General features: G+C 63.9%; 6 protein-coding genes. 2 read left to right on the top strand and 4 right to left on the bottom strand.

What is annotated here, in order from left to right:
- Positions 1 to 108: 108 nt before the first annotated feature.
- Complete coding sequence (locus tag QDS12_RS09265; protein ID WP_279878699.1) at positions 109 to 2,538, top strand: UvrD-helicase domain-containing protein; 2,430 nt, start codon at positions 109 to 111, stop codon at positions 2,536 to 2,538.
- Between the two features lie 56 nt (positions 2,539 to 2,594).
- Here the strand turns inward: QDS12_RS09265 and QDS12_RS09260 are convergent, their stop codons facing one another.
- Complete coding sequence (locus QDS12_RS09260; RefSeq protein WP_347882181.1) at positions 2,595 to 5,684, bottom strand: DUF3427 domain-containing protein; 3,090 nt, start codon at positions 5,682 to 5,684, stop codon at positions 2,595 to 2,597.
- A gap of 444 nt (positions 5,685 to 6,128) precedes the next feature.
- On the opposite strand from QDS12_RS09260, the gene QDS12_RS09255 reads away from it, so the two are divergent.
- Entirely contained in the window at positions 6,129 to 7,973 is a 1,845-nt protein-coding gene (locus tag QDS12_RS09255) for a hypothetical protein (protein ID WP_279878697.1), read from the top strand.
- Positions 7,974 to 8,643: 670 nt separating this feature from the next.
- On the opposite strand, the gene QDS12_RS09250 is transcribed toward QDS12_RS09255, so the two are convergent.
- The 3 genes from QDS12_RS09250 to QDS12_RS09240 are packed head-to-tail and all read right to left on the bottom strand — an operon-like array spanning position 8,644 to position 14,443.
- Entirely contained in the window at positions 8,644 to 11,691 is a 3,048-nt protein-coding gene (locus tag QDS12_RS09250) for a type I restriction endonuclease subunit R (protein ID WP_279878696.1), read from the bottom strand.
- A complete protein-coding gene (locus QDS12_RS09245) occupies positions 11,688 to 12,884 on the bottom strand; it encodes a restriction endonuclease subunit S (protein WP_279878695.1) in 1,197 nt (398 codons plus the stop codon). The genes QDS12_RS09250 and QDS12_RS09245 overlap by 4 nt, the downstream gene beginning before the upstream one ends.
- Complete coding sequence (locus QDS12_RS09240) at positions 12,881 to 14,443, bottom strand: type I restriction-modification system subunit M (protein ID WP_279880406.1); 1,563 nt, start codon at positions 14,441 to 14,443, stop codon at positions 12,881 to 12,883. The genes QDS12_RS09245 and QDS12_RS09240 overlap by 4 nt, the downstream gene beginning before the upstream one ends.
- Between the last annotated feature and the right edge of the window lie 31 nt (positions 14,444 to 14,474).

Raw genomic sequence — 14,474 nt, 5'->3', positions numbered from 1 at the left:
GGGGCGCCTCCTGACTCACAAAGCAAAACCCTAATGACGGTAGCCGGTGCACACAGCAGTTTCTGAAGACCGCCCGTGCACAACGCTGGACCGCCCTAGGGTGACGCCGTGCTCGCGGCGATCGGCTTCATCACCTTGGCCATCGTCGTGGGGATGGTGTTGCTGAGGGCCCGGAGCGCGAAGCCACTCTCCGCGACTGAGGCGTCGGCGGTCGATGCTGGCACCCGCTGGGCCACAGACGTCCAAGAGGCCATCGCCCACGCAGAACAAGAGCTCCGATGGATTACGCGTGATCAGTGTCTTGAATGGGCGGCGAGCCGTCCGGCGAGGGTGTCGGCGCGGACCTTGAAGCGCCTTGATCCCGTCGTGCGGTCAGCCGTCGAGTTCGTGTGCGGCGACCTCTCTCTGCTCGTGGCCACGGTCAACGGGCGCATCCGAGAACGCGCCCTCGTCGAGCGGAAGAAGTTCGTAGATTCCATCGAGTCGCAGCCGCTCACCGATGAGCAAGCGACCGCGGTCGTCACAATGGACAACCGCGTGCAGGTGGTCGCAGCGGCCGGTTCAGGGAAGACGTCAGTGATGGTGGCGCGGGCGGCGTACGCCATCCGCTTCGGCTTCGTCCCGGCGGACAAGGTGCTCCTTCTCGCCTTCAACAGGGATGCCGCTGAGCAGCTCCAATCCCGGCTCGAGGGCCGCTTTGCAGCAGCCGGCATGGACTCGACCGGCTTCGCGGCCAACACCTTCCATGCCTTTGGGCTCTCGTGCATCGGTCGTGCGACCGGGCGAAAGCCGCGTCTCGCGGGCTGGCTCGACGGTGGCCAGGATGTCGCCACCGTCAGCCGCATCGTGGACGAGCTGCGCGACTCCGACGTCGGTTTCCGTTTCAAGTGGGATCTCTACCGGCTCCTGTTCGCGCGGATGGGCGAGAACTCCGCCGAGGCTCAGCCCGACGCCTACGACAAGAAGAGCCGCACCACCGGGTTCGGCACGATGCGCGGCGAGGTCGTGAAGTCGGAGGGCGAGCGCCTGATCGCCGACTGGCTCTTCCTCAACGGCATCACCTACGAGTACGAGCGTCCCTACAGCCACGACGTCGCCGACGAGTCGCATTCCCAGTACCGACCCGACTTCTTCTACCCCGACGTCGACGTGTGGCACGAGCACTGGGCGATCGGACCTGACGGGGAGCCGCCGGCGGCGTTCGTCGGGTACGCCGAGTCGATGCGCTGGAAGAAGCAAACGCACCGCCGTTTCGGGACCACCCTCCTCGAGACCACCTGGACCGAAATCCTCGACACGACCGGGTTCGGGCCGCTGCACGACCAGCTCGCCGAGCGAGGCATCACCTTCGACTGGAACCCGGACCGTGCACGCGGGACGGAAGCTGTCTCGCACGAGGACCTGGCGAAGCTGATCCGCACGTTCATGGCGCACGTGAAGTCGAACGGCTTCACGCGTGAAGTGCTCGAGGAACGGTGGGGACGCTCGCGCCGGTCCTACCGGTCGCGGGTCTTCCTCGATATCTACTGGCCGATCCACGAGGCGTGGCAACGGCGGCTGGAGCAGGACCAATCCATCGACTTCGAGGACATGCTTATAGAGGCCGCCAGGCACGTCGAGGCCGGCGCCGACATGGGCTACGAGATGGTGCTCGTCGACGAATTTCAGGACGCCAGCCCCGCCCGCGCCCGGCTCGCACGTGCACTGGTCGACCGACCGCACCGCTACCTGATGACCGTCGGAGATGACTGGCAGGCGATTAACCGGTTCGCCGGAGCCGACATCTCGGTCATGACGGACTTCAACAGCTGGTTCGGCGAGGGACCGACGCTGCGACTGCAGACCACCTTCCGCTGCACGCAGACCATCGCCGACACCGCGGCCGCGTTCGTGCAGAAGAACCCACGCCAGATCGCGAAGACCGTCCGTTCCTTCCGGTCCGACGCGGGCGTTCCCGTGTCACTCATCCGTCTCGAGTCCGAGGACCAGATCACCGACGCCATCGGTGCGTGGCTCGCTGACCTCTCCGCCAAGGTGAGCTCGGCGACTGTCGACATCCTCGGCCGGTACGGCTTCGAGAGGAAGCTGCTACCCCGGGCACCGTACCCGAACCTGACAGTGACGTTCAGGACCGCGCACTCGTCCAAAGGACTCGAGGCGGACTACGTGCTGATCCCGCGGATGGTGTCGGGAACCTACGGATTCCCCAGCGAAATCGTCGACGACCCCGTCCTTCGTCTTGTGATGTCCGATGCCGACCGCTTCCCTCACGGAGAAGAGCGTCGGCTCTTGTACGTCGCGCTCACCCGGGCCCGGAAAGCCGTCACGCTGATGACGGTCAGTGGCCGCGAGTCGTCCTTTGTCGCGGAGCTCGCCAAGGCAGGCGCGCTCGCCGAGTCTCCGCTCAGCACCGCAGTTCCCGTGGTTGCGTGCCCGGCCTGCGGACAAGGCGCGTTGGTGGCCCGGACGGGGCCGTACAGCGAGTTCTTGGGGTGCACTCGGTTTCCCGCATGCCGGCACACACAGCGTCTGAGCTAATTGGCCTCGGGAAGGGTGCCGTCGATCTGCAGCGTCCGCGTCACAGACCCAGGCGCTCACCCGGCCGCGAGCGTGGCGGCCTGAAAGAACTCGATGGGCATGGCGTGCTCGAGCTGCCAGGTGATCGCAATGGGTCGCTCGCCGTCGTGCGATTGATACCGGGCCGGTCCGAGGAACAGGTACGGCGCGGTGCCCAGGTCGTCCTTCTCCTGTTCGCGCACGAAGAGCATGACGGTGCTGGTGCCGTTGAGGTAGCGCTGACCGGTCGGTGAGGCGATCCTCGTCGTTGACTGCGATTCCCAGTGGAACAGCGTCGGGCTGATCGGGTAGTCGCGGTACATGGTGGTCGGCGAGAAAGCCGCTTCGGACTTCTTCAGCGTGATGAAGAAGGCGTCGATGTTGGCGTCCGATGCGTAAGCGACGCCCTGCATCATGCTCGTCGGCTTTCGCTCAAAGGACGCGTAGCCGATCGCCGAGAGGATCTCCTCGCGCTGGTACCGCGCGTGGACGTGCAGTGGCACGGACGCCAACCCGCCTCCGAGCCGGATGGACCGTTGTCGAGCGGCGTCGAAGGAGAGGTCCACGATGCTGCTGAGTTCGGCGCGAGCGGCGTGCTCCGCGCGCAGCGCGGACCATCCCTCGGCGTAGGACTTGTGGCCACCACCATCGGGCCACAACGAGAAGAACAGCATCCGTGCCAGCCGCTGCTCTGCCGGAGACAAGTCGTCGATGGACCGGTCGCCGGAGAGCATCTCGACGTAGGCGGCGGCGCGGCGCTCGTCATCGACGTGCGCAAGGGCACGGTTGCGCTTGAGCAGTTGGTTCTCTCGTGCGGAACCGGTCGGCGTCGCGAGCCCGGCATCGCGGCGCAGACGTGTCCAGGAGCGGTCGCCTCGCACGACATCGGAGAGTTCGAGCGCGGACTCGCGCAGGAACGTCGGCAGGTCCATGTCGCCGTACGCGCGGAGCTCGGCGACGATCTGCGACCACCTCGAGGCGACCTGGGAGCGAATGTTGTCGAGTACGACCGCCTGCGCATGCTCGTCCATGACGATCTGACTGCCAGACGGCAGGAACGGGAAGCCACGTTTGATCTCCCGCTCGACGCCGGCCCGGGTGAGTCCCGTCAACGCGCGGAGCTTGAGGTCCCAGCGGAACTTCTTGTGCTGGAGCCCGACGAAGTCCAGAACCGTGAGCACCGCCTTGTCATGAGTACGACGAAGACCGCGGCCGAGCTGCTGCAGGAAGATCGTCGCGCTCTCTGTCGGGCGTAGGAAAAGAACGGTGTCAACGGACGGAACGTCGAGGCCCTCGTTAAACACGTCGACAGTGAAGACGATGTTGACCCGCCGCTCTCGGAGGTCGGCGAGAATCTGTGCGCGCTCAGCTGACGGTGTCTGACCCGTCACCGTGCGGGCGGCGATCCCCGCATCATTTAAGACACGCGTCATGTAGGTGGCGTGCGCGACATCGACGCAGAAGCCCAACGCTCGCATCGCGCCGGGATCGAGCACCTTGTCGCCGAGCGCGCGCAGAACGATCCGGGTGCGGGCATCGTTGCCGGTGTACAGGTTGGAGAGCTCCGCGCCGTCGTAGCGACCGGCGGCCCAGTTTAGGTGGCTCAAGTCGGTGTTGTCGCCGACGGCGAAGTAGTGGAATGGACAGAGCAGGTCCGCCCCCAGCGCGTCCCACAGCCGCAGCTCGGCGGCGATCCGGCCGCCGAAGAAGGCGTCACGAACATTGACGCCGTCGGCACGCTCCGGCGTGGCGGTCAGCCCGAGTAGTTCCCGCGGCTGCAAGTGGTCGAGAAGCCGGCAATAGCTGCTGGCGGCTGCGTGATGGAACTCGTCGACGACGACCATGTCATAAGCGTCACGCGGGATCTCCTCAACGCCGTAGGACGACAACGATTGGACGCTGGCGAACACGTGCTCCCAGCGCTCCGGGCGCGTGCCGTCGACGTAGAGCTCGCCGAAGGACGCGTCATTCAGCACTTCGCGATAGGTGCGCAGAGACTGCCGCAGGATCTCCTGGCGGTGAGCGACGAAGAGCAAGCGTGGCCGCGTGCCAGTCGCTTCGCCACAGAGCCGGCGGTAGTCGAGAGCGGCGACAACGGTCTTACCTGTACCGGTGGCAGCAACGACGAGGTTGCGGTGTCGATCGTGCACAACCCGCTCGGCGTCGAGGGCGTCCAGCATCTCCTGCTGATAGGGGTACGGCCGGACCTCGAGCCCGGACAACGAGATCGTCACGCGGTCGACCGACCTCCGGCCACTGGCCTCCGCGAGAGCATCGTCCAGCCGGTCGCCGTCGCGGTCCGGGTTGTATTGCTCGTAGCTGCTGTCGTTCCAGTAGGTGTCGAATGTGGCCGCGAACTTGGCCAGCAGCGTCGGTGTGCCGACGCGGGAGAGCCGGACGTTCCACTCCACCCCGTCCAGGAGTGCGGACTTCGACAGGTTCGACGACCCGACATATGCCGTGTCGAACCCGCTGGCCCGGCCGAACATCCACGCCTTCGCGTGCAGCCGGGTGCGTTGGGCGTCGTACTGGATCTTCACCTCGGCCCCGAACTCCCGCACCAAGCGGTCAAGAGCTCGGCGCTCGGTGGCGCCCACGTAGGTGGTCGTGATGACACGCAGCGGAGCCCGGCGCGACCGCAGACGGGCAAACTCCGGCTCGAGCAGGCGAAGTCCATGCCACTTCACGAACGCGCACAGCAGGTCGACTCTGTCGGCCGTGTCCATCTCCGCCCGGAGCTCGCCGCCAAGATTGGGCTCACCGTGTGCATTAGTCAGCAGCGCGGCGTCAGCGAGCGGCGTGTTCGGGCGTGTATCTGCGTAGCTGGCAGTCCCCGGACCGGCTGGCGGTCCGATCCGCAGCAGCTGGCTGGCGGGTGACTCGACTGCTTCCGTTGGCTCCCCGAGCTCGCTCAAGAGGCGGTTGACCAGCGCCAGCCGTTCGTTGTGGTCGCGCACCTCGCCCAGGCGGCGCTGCGCAATTTCATACAGGTGCCGAGCGAGCACGTGCGGAGCGTCGGCCTGATCGACTCGACCGAGCTCGGCATGCTCCGCGTCTACAAGTGCGACCCGCAGCTCGGAGGTCACGAGCGATTCGTACAGGCCAGTGGCGAGTGGCTCCCGGGTCACGGAGGCTAGCTTGGCGTAAAGGACCGCCGCGGCGGGTGTGATCGGCCGGAGCCTCTAGTCATCGGTTTCGCAATCCGAAGCTGGCCCGCGGCCGACGTGCCTTGACGGACCGTTCGATCGGCAACGGGACGGCCACCGGACACTTTCCCGATCGGCTGTCCCCCGGCACCCGCCCACAATGCTGCTGCACCCCTTGCGGGCCCCTGATCCCTACTTCAAGTAGGACACCACGCCAGCGGCTCGGCACTCGGAGGCGGCGCTCGCGTCGTACGCCTCGGGTCGCTGCAGCGTGGCAGGGACTCGGCGACTCCTGCCGGCCGACCGCGCTCTCGATAGGCACCGGACCCCGAACCATTGAGCCATTCGATGACCATTTCGCCTTAAGGTGCATAAAGTCGGTACATGCCGCTAGGCCACCAGCCCCTACCACAGATGCATGCGAGCATGCTGAAGCCGTACGTATCAGTCGTCGTTCTGACGTTTCCCTCGGATGCCGTCTCTGCGCTAGACGTCCTGCGAAAGGCCTTGCTTCGGTTCGTCGAAAGGCAGCACGCCCGGAACGGAGCCGAACTTGTCGCAGACGGACTGGCGGAGCAAGTTCCCGTCGACGAGGCGGGGCTCGAGCAGACAGCCGAGCGGGCGGACGTTCAGATCACGGTCGATGCGTTTGCCTACAGGAAGGAAACGCGACCGGGCTGGGCCACGAAGGATTCTCCATACGTCGACACGACCCACTCGCTTTGCACCTGGGTTGCACGCGAAAATTGGGTCGCTATCGGCTGTGACGGGACTATCGAATCCAAACTGCAGAAGTGGCTCGACACGCCGCCACGCCCAGCATTTCGGCGCGTACCCGCAGGCGTAATAAATGCCACACTACTCTCCGGAGACGCCAAGAACCTCTGGTTGCGCGGAGCTCATGGACGTAGGCGTACGAAGGCGGATTCGAAGACGTTAAGCGGCCAAAGCGTGGGCGAGGCGCTCAATCCTTTGGACGACAGCACCTTCGCGCTCGGTTCGGCACGTGCTCATGTCAGTGTTGCGCCGGAGTTTACGGCGCTTACCGGAATCGTCGGGACAACGCCAAGGAAATCCAAAGTATGGTTTTCGTCAACACAGACCTTTGCCGAGTTCCGCGATACCTGTCTTGACTTGCTTCGCGCGCTCGCCCGCGCATATGCCGACGGCGCAGAAGATGACCATCCTTTCCCGCTTCTCGCGACGGAGGCGAGGGACCTCGCCGGCGTTGCTGGCGCTTACGAGTTGACTTGGTGCGATCCGGACGATCTACCCGCGGCGGACGTGAGTGATGATCTACTGGACGCCTACCAGACCCTCAACCGTTCGACCATTATCGTGACCGGAGGAACCGACGCACGCTTCACCGCTTCTGTCGGGCTCGACGGCCGCGTCGGCGGTAACCTCCGTTGTACGCCATCTGTCACGAATTCGAGGGTGGACCTGGCATTCGGCTTCGACGGCGAACCGACGGATGTAACGCAGGTTCGACCTGTGCTGGACGCCCTTTCCTTCACGCAGCTCCTGACCATTCACTACGAATCGGGCCACTCGGTAACACAGGAAGCGGTGTATAAGAGTAAGATCGAGGATCACGAGTTCCGGTCATGGCGATGGGAATCGTTCGACGGGTACGACGTGACCCGGGAGAAACCGCCGACTTCCGTAGCCCAAGATATTCACGACGCAATCGGGTCGGGCGACAATTCGCTGTTCACATGGGTCTTACAACATTTTGGCAAGCGCGGCTACCTCACCTGCGATGACGGGTCCAACGAGGTTGCGGACTTCGTTCTGCTCGCCGACGACGGAGAGCTTGCACTGATCCACGTGAAGGGCGCCAACTCCTTGAGTCCGAATCGACAGATTAGTGCTAGCAGTCTCGAGGTAGTAACAGGGCAGGCGATCAAGAACTTGCGTCATCTAGATGCAGAGCGACTGAGTCTAGCTCTAGCAAGAGCGCCAGTCGCATCCCCAGCGGTTTGGCTCTACGGAAATCGCGAGGCTAATCGAAACGACATGATCGATCTGTTACGGGCCCGCAGTGCTCGAGATCCTTCTACGGTCTTCATCGTGCAGCCTCACATCACCGAGGCAGCGAGGTTGCGCGCGCTGGGGCCGTCCGGCAGTCGGTTCGAGTTGCATCGCTTGCGGTTAGTCGAGATGTTGCTGAACCACGCAAGAGGCGGGGCAGTGGGCTTAGGGAGTGACCTAGTTGCGGTCGGTGATTCGCTTCATGTGCCGGCGTCGCCGTCGACGACCGGCGGGTGAACCTGAACTTGCTCATCTTGGTGTCCGCTTGCAGAAGCCGACAACTCCGCTTCTGCAGGCCCAGATGAACACAGACGTGCTGAATACGGCGTCGCGATCACGCACACGGCTGAGCCCGCCGAACCCTCGGCGGGCGCTCGCCGGAGCGTTTGGGGCGCGTAGATCGTCTCTATCGCTCATGCCCGCAGACGTTCCGAACTCTCGAAGGACTCACCCAGCAGCCGAAACCCAGCCGGGCAGGCCGCTCACAAGCGCGACGAGTCCGGCTGATAGCCGCAGGCCCGTACCTGAGCGCAGGAGCGGAGCGCAGGAACGCTGGCGCGTTATCGCCTGAAGTTACGTCGCATCGCGACGAACGCGCCCCGCCAGTTTCGCCGACGCGGGCGGACCCGCAGTCCGTGGCGTCAGCGGCGATGACGCGCGTGGATCATCTCGCCGCACCCGGGACGGGCACCTACCTGACGGCGGTATCGAACCGAGAAGAGTGACCCGTCCGGCTCCGGGTGTCACGATGCGCTCCACTCGCGTCGTTCGACGGTGAGGCGCACCTCCGCGATGTCACCCGGCGCCCCGCGACACCGGCCTCGACTGTGCGATGACCGCCGAGGTGTTTCGGGATGCGCTCCCCCGTCGCAGACGGACGTGTGCAGATTAGTGCGAAGGGAGCCAGTCAGGTCAACCCGGCAAACCGTTCGAAGAACTCGATCAGCTTGCCCAGGACCCTCTGCTTCTTTGCGGCGTGGTTGTTGTCCTTCGAGAAGCGCGAGGCCGGCGGAAGGATCTTCGTGACCGCGGTGCCGATAGACGCGACGGCGCCGTCGCGGAACGCGTCCGCCACGAACGCCCGTGTCTCCTCGGACTTGAGCCCCTCGGCGGTGATGAGCTCGTCCAACTCGGCATCGCGTCGCTCGGAGATGAACTGACGCCAGTCGTCTCCGACGTCATCACTGACCGACATCGCGTTCACGAAGTCCATGATGAGGTCGCGCTTATTTCGCAAGGTCGGGCTCGCGTCGATCGCGTTCTCGATGTCGACGACCTGGCCGACGTGCTCCGTGCCGGCGGCCTTGGCGTCGCGCCATTTCGCCACCAGCATAAGGATGTAGTCGATGTTGACCTCGACCTGCTTGACGAGCTCGATCTCGAAGACGACGTCGTCGAGGATTGACTCCTTCTCCTTCTTCTCGCTCTTTCGGTGCTTCTCCCACAAGGCGTTGTAGATGCTCGTGTAGTTCTGCAGGTCGCGCGGTGACAGGGCATCTTCTTCGGCGAACTCGTCGAACGAGGTGAGGACGTTGCGCAGCTTGAGGATCTCGCCGAACAGCACCACGAACCGCTTCTCGGCGGCCTCGCCGAACGGCTCCTCCCCCGGCGGCGTCGACTCCAACAGCTCACCGACGACCTTCTCGTAGGCTCTGCGGTAGTCGGCGTACGGCTTGAGCAGCACGACGCCGCGAGCTTGGCTGTTGCCGAACAGCGCAAGCGCGTCGTCAACGGCCGACTCGAGGTTCCGGAAGCAGACGATGTTGCCGTAGGCCTTGACCGAGTTCAGGATGCGATTCGTACGACTGAACGCCTGGATGAGCCCGTGGGACTTGAGGTTCTTGTCCACCCACAACGTGTTGAGCGTGGTCGCGTCGAACCCGGTCAGGAACATGTTGACGACGAGGACCAGGTCGACGTCGCGGTCCTTCAACCTGCGCGCGAGGTCCTTGTAGTAGTTCTCGAACTTCGCCGACGAGGTGTCGTACGACGTCCCGAACGCCGCGTTGTAGTCGGCGATCGCCTTCTCGAGGAAGTCACGAGACGAGCCGTCGAGCGCGTCAGTGTCGAAGCCCTCCTCGCCGAGGATTCCGCCTTCTTCGATCTCCTCGTTCGCGTTGTAGCTGAAGATCGTGGCGACCTTCAGCGGCTGGTATGCGGGATCTGCGGCCGTGCGGGCGGCCTGCTGCCTCTCGAACTCCAGGTAGTAGGCCTTGAGCGCCGGAATCGAGGCGGTCGCGAACATCGAGTTGAAGCCGCGGACGCGCTTCTCGCCGAGGCTGTAGCTCTGGCCGCGCATCGTCTTGGCGTCGAAGTGGTCGAGGACGTACGTGACGATCTGCCGGATCCGCTCGGGAGCGAGCATGACCTCCTCGGTGTTTATCGCCTCGACGTCCTCATCCCTGACGTGATCAGCGACCTTCACCGTGTTCTGGTACGAGACACGGAAGGGAAGGACGTTCCCATCGCTGATGGCGTCGACGATCGTGTAGGTGTGCAGTCGGTCGCCGAAGACCGCCTCGGTGGTGTCGAGCTTCGCGCCTGTCGCGTTCTCGGGGAAGATCGGCGTCCCGGTGAAGCCGAACAGGTGATAGCGCTTGAACGCCTTGCGGATCGCCGACCCCATGTCGCCGAACTGGCTGCGGTGGCACTCGTCGAAGATCATCACCACGTGGCCGCTGGTGATCTCGTGGCCCGTGTTCTGCTCGATGAAACGGGCGAGCTTCTGGATCGTGGTGACGATGATGCGCGAGTTCGGGTTCTGCAGCTGCCGCTTTAGCTCGGCGGTCGACCTGGAGCCATTGACCGAGTCCTTCTCGAAGCGGTTGTACTCCAGCATCGTCTGGTAGTCGAGGTCCTTGCGGTCGACGACGAAGAGGACCTTGTCGACGCCCTCCACCCGCGAGGCGAGCTGCGCGGTCTTGAACGACGTCAGGGTCTTGCCGGATCCGGTGGTGTGCCAGATGTAGCCGCCGGCCGCCTTCGTGCCGAACTGCTTCATGTTGGTCGACGTGATCACTCGCTGCAGGATCCGCTCGGCGGCGACGATCTGGTATGGCCGCATCACCAGCAGGGTCCGCGACACGTCGAAGACGCAGTACTTCGTCAGCACGTTGAGCAGCGTGTGCTTGGCGAAGAAGGTCTTCGTGAACGCGGTCAGGTCACCGATGCGCTTGTTGTGGGAATCTGTCCACCAGGACGTGAACTCGAAGGTGTTCGAGGTCTGCTTCTTGCCGCGACGGCCGCCCTCGGCCTCCGCAATCCTACGGGCGCGGGTGGTGTTGGCGTAGTACTTCGTGTGTGTGCCGTTCGAGATCACGAAGAGCTGGATGTACTCGAACAGTCCCGCGTCGGACCAGAACGATTCCCGCTGATAGCGGTTGATCTGGTTGAAACCCTCCTTCAGCGGCACCCCGCGGCGCTTCAGCTCGACGTGCACGAGCGGGAGGCCGTTGACCAGGATCGTCACGTCGTAGCGGTGCTGCCGCTCGACGCCGCCGCCCTCACCGACCGACTCATACTGGTTGATCACTTGGAGCCGGTTGTTGTGGATGTTCGACTTGTCGATCAGCTTGATGTTCTTGCTGGTGCCGTCGTCCCGTGTGAGGACCTGGATCGGGTCCTCCTGGATGCGCGCGGTCTTCTCGACGATGCCCTCGTTCTTCGCCGCGATCTTCTCGCCGAAGAACCGCATCCACTCGTCGTCGCTGAATGTGACCTCGTTCAGGATCTCGAGCTGGCGGCGCAGGTTGGCCTCGAGGTCGGCCGACGAGGTGACCGCCAGTCGCTCGTAGGCCTGGGACTGCAACTGCGCGATGAACTCGTCCTCCAGCGCGGCCTCGGACTGGTAGCCCTGTGCGCTCGCCGGGTCAGGCACGTACGCCGCGACGACCGTCGCCTCGTCAGAGACCGCGATCGGCTCGTAGCGGAATGAGGAGTCAGGCGCTTCGGTCATGCCGCTTCCTCGAAGGTCAGCAGCTTGGCGCTGTAGTACTCGTACTGCATTTGACGGGCCGAGATCTCCGCCTCCAACTTCGTCGACAAACCGCTCATTCGCGAGTCCAGTGCGTCAATTGTCGTGACGACCCGCGTTTGATCTTCGATCGACGGGACCGGGATTCGCACATCCAAGATATGGTCCTTTTTGAGGTGCGTTTGGTCCATGCCGTTGTTGTAGGCGAGCAACTGGGGGTTCCGGTCCATCACGTGACGCAGAAAGCGCGGGAGTAGCCGCTCCGGCTCACGGGACCGGAGCAGGCCGACCCGTTGATTTGCCGCGTACTTCCCGTCGGCGTCGACGTAGAACGTCCTGGCCAGCGCCTTACCGTTCGGCAGATCGCTCATTACGAGCGCCACATCGCCGGTGTAAGCGGGAGTCAGGACATCTTCAGGGCGGATGAAGCGGTTGGCCTCACCTCGCGACACGAACCGAGCCGTCATGAGCGCGACTGTTCCGGCTGGGTCCACCAGCTTTTCGTGCGCCTTGGCGTTGAAGAAGTCGACAACGTCACGGACCAACGCCGTCGGCGCGACTGCCACGGAATCGAGCGCCTGTCCGCGGTACAAGGCGTGCTGCTGTGACCGAAGTTGCGACTCCGCCGCGAGGTCCGCCGCGAGCCGAGTCGTGGCGCGCTCGAGTACATTCAGGATCGAGGTGATTTCGCGCTGCACCACGAGCGGTGGCACGGGGATCTTGTAGGCGAGAATCGCTTCCTTGCTCCCGCGTGGCATCTTCGCGCCCTTGGCATGACGCATGTTGTACGCGAAGAAGTCATCGGAGGACATGGCGTAGTACAGGAACTCCGGAGTGATCCTCTCACGGAAGTTCTCCGCGATATGGAGTGCAAGCACATCACCGCTGCATCCACCGGACCGGTCGGCAAGCCAGATCTTCTTGAGGTACGGCCGAATGTTGCCTATCAAAACGTCTCCCGGCGCATAGGCGGCAAGCCGGTCCGTGTTGGGGTCATGGCTGGCATCGATTCGGCCCCCCTTGTCTGGTAGCAGATTGTCGACGCCGACGAACGTAGTCGGGTCCAGCGCCGAGGCATCTACACGACTTGTGGCATATGGGGCCACCTCACGAAGGAATCTGAACTCGACACCGTCCGGGCAGTGCTTGGCGATCAGCTGGTCGATGTAGCTCACGCCTCTCCCTCCAGGCCAGCGATGATCGCGTCGATCTCAGCCCTCAGTTGGGCCTGGCGCTCCACGACCCGCGCGATCTCGGCGTTCAGCGCCTTGATGTCCGTGGCAACGCGCTTGTCTTCGGCCTCCACGTACGCGCTGACCGCGATGTTGTAGTTATTCTCGGCGATCGCGTCGTGGTCGACGACCGTGGCGAAGTGGGCAACGTCCGCCCGTGCCGTGAAGACGTCGAGGATCCGCTGCTGGTGATCGGCGGTGAGCTTGTTCCTGTTGCCCTGCCGGGTGAACTCGGCCGACGCGTCGATGAAAAGGATCTTGTTGTCGGTCTTCGACTTCTTCAGCACGATGATGCAGGTCGCGATCGTCGTGCCGAAGAAGAGGTCCGGCGGGAGCTGGATGACGGCGTCGACGTAGTTGTTGTCGACGAGGTACTTGCGGATCTTCTGCTCCGCGCCGCCGCGGTAGAGGACGCCTGGAAACTCGACGATCGCGGCGGTGCCGTCGACTGCCAGCCAGTGCAGCATATGCATCGTGAACGCCAGGTCGGCCTTCGACTTCGGCGCCAGCACGCCGGCCGGCGCGTACCGCTCGTCGTTGATCAGCAGCGGGTTCGCGTCGCCCTCCCACCTGATCGAGTAGGGCGGGTTCGACACGATCGCCTCGAACGGCTCGTCGTCCCAGTGGGCCGGGTCGATCAGGGTGTCGCCGTGGGCGATGTCGAATTGCTCGTAGTTGATGTCGTGCAGGAACATGTTGATCCGGCACAGGTTGTAGGTGGTCAGGTTGATCTCCTGCCCGAAGAAGCCCTTCCGCACCCCGCCGGGCAGCACCTTGTTGAACTTCAGCAGCAGCGAGCCTGAGCCGCACGCCGGGTCGTAGACCTTGTTGACCTCGGTCTTGCCGACGACGGTGATCCGCGCGAGGAGCTCCGAGACCTCCTGCGGCGTGTAGTACTCGCCGCCGGACTTGCCGGCGTTGGCCGCGTACATGCCCATGAGGTACTCGTAGGCGTCGCCGAAGGCGTCGATCGTGTTGTGGGTGAAGCCGTCGTTGCCGAAGTTGAGATCACCGATCGCATCGAGCAGCTTGATCAGCTTCTCGTTGCGCTTGGCGACGGTCGGACCGAGTTTGCCGCTGTTGACGTCAACGTCGGCGAAAAGTCCCTTGATGTCGTCCTCGGAGTCCGTGCCAACAGCGGAGGCCTCGATGTTGGTGAAAACCCTCGAGAGCGTCTCGTTGAGATTCTCGTCCCAGCGGGCTCGCTCGCGCACGTTCGCGAAGAGGTCCTGCGGAAGGATGTAGAAGCCCTTCTCTCTGACCGTCTCCTCGCGCCCGAATTCAGCGTCCGCGTTCGACAGGTAGCGGTAGTCGAAGTCAGGATTTCCGGCCTGGCGCTCGGCTTCGTTCAGGTATGCAGTCAGGTTCTCAGAGATGAACCGGTAGAAGAGCATCCCGAGCACGTAGGCCTTGAAGTCCCAGCCGTCCACGCTTCCGCGAAGGTCGTTCGCGATCCGCCAGATGGTCTTGTGCAGCTCGGAGCGCTCGGCCTCTTTGGTCATCTGACTCACGGCCGCAGTCTGTCAGGGCCCC

Origin of the sequence: Nocardioides sp. CER19 (genome assembly GCF_029846275.1) — a bacterium.
GTDB lineage: Bacteria > Actinomycetota > Actinomycetes > Propionibacteriales > Nocardioidaceae > Nocardioides.
This window is presented reverse-complemented; position numbering and strand designations above follow the sequence as displayed.

Bases quoted from the DNA above. Each gene is read 5' to 3' on its own strand.
- QDS12_RS09240 (WP_279880406.1), bottom strand. From the start codon at position 14,443: ATGACCAAAGAGGCCGAGCGCTCCGAGCTGCACAAGACCATCTGGCGG.
- QDS12_RS09250 (WP_279878696.1), bottom strand. From the start codon at position 11,691: ATGACCGAAGCGCCTGACTCCTCATTCCGCTACGAGCCGATCGCGGTC.
- QDS12_RS09255 (WP_279878697.1), top strand. From the start codon at position 6,129: ATGCTGAAGCCGTACGTATCAGTCGTCGTTCTGACGTTTCCCTCGGAT.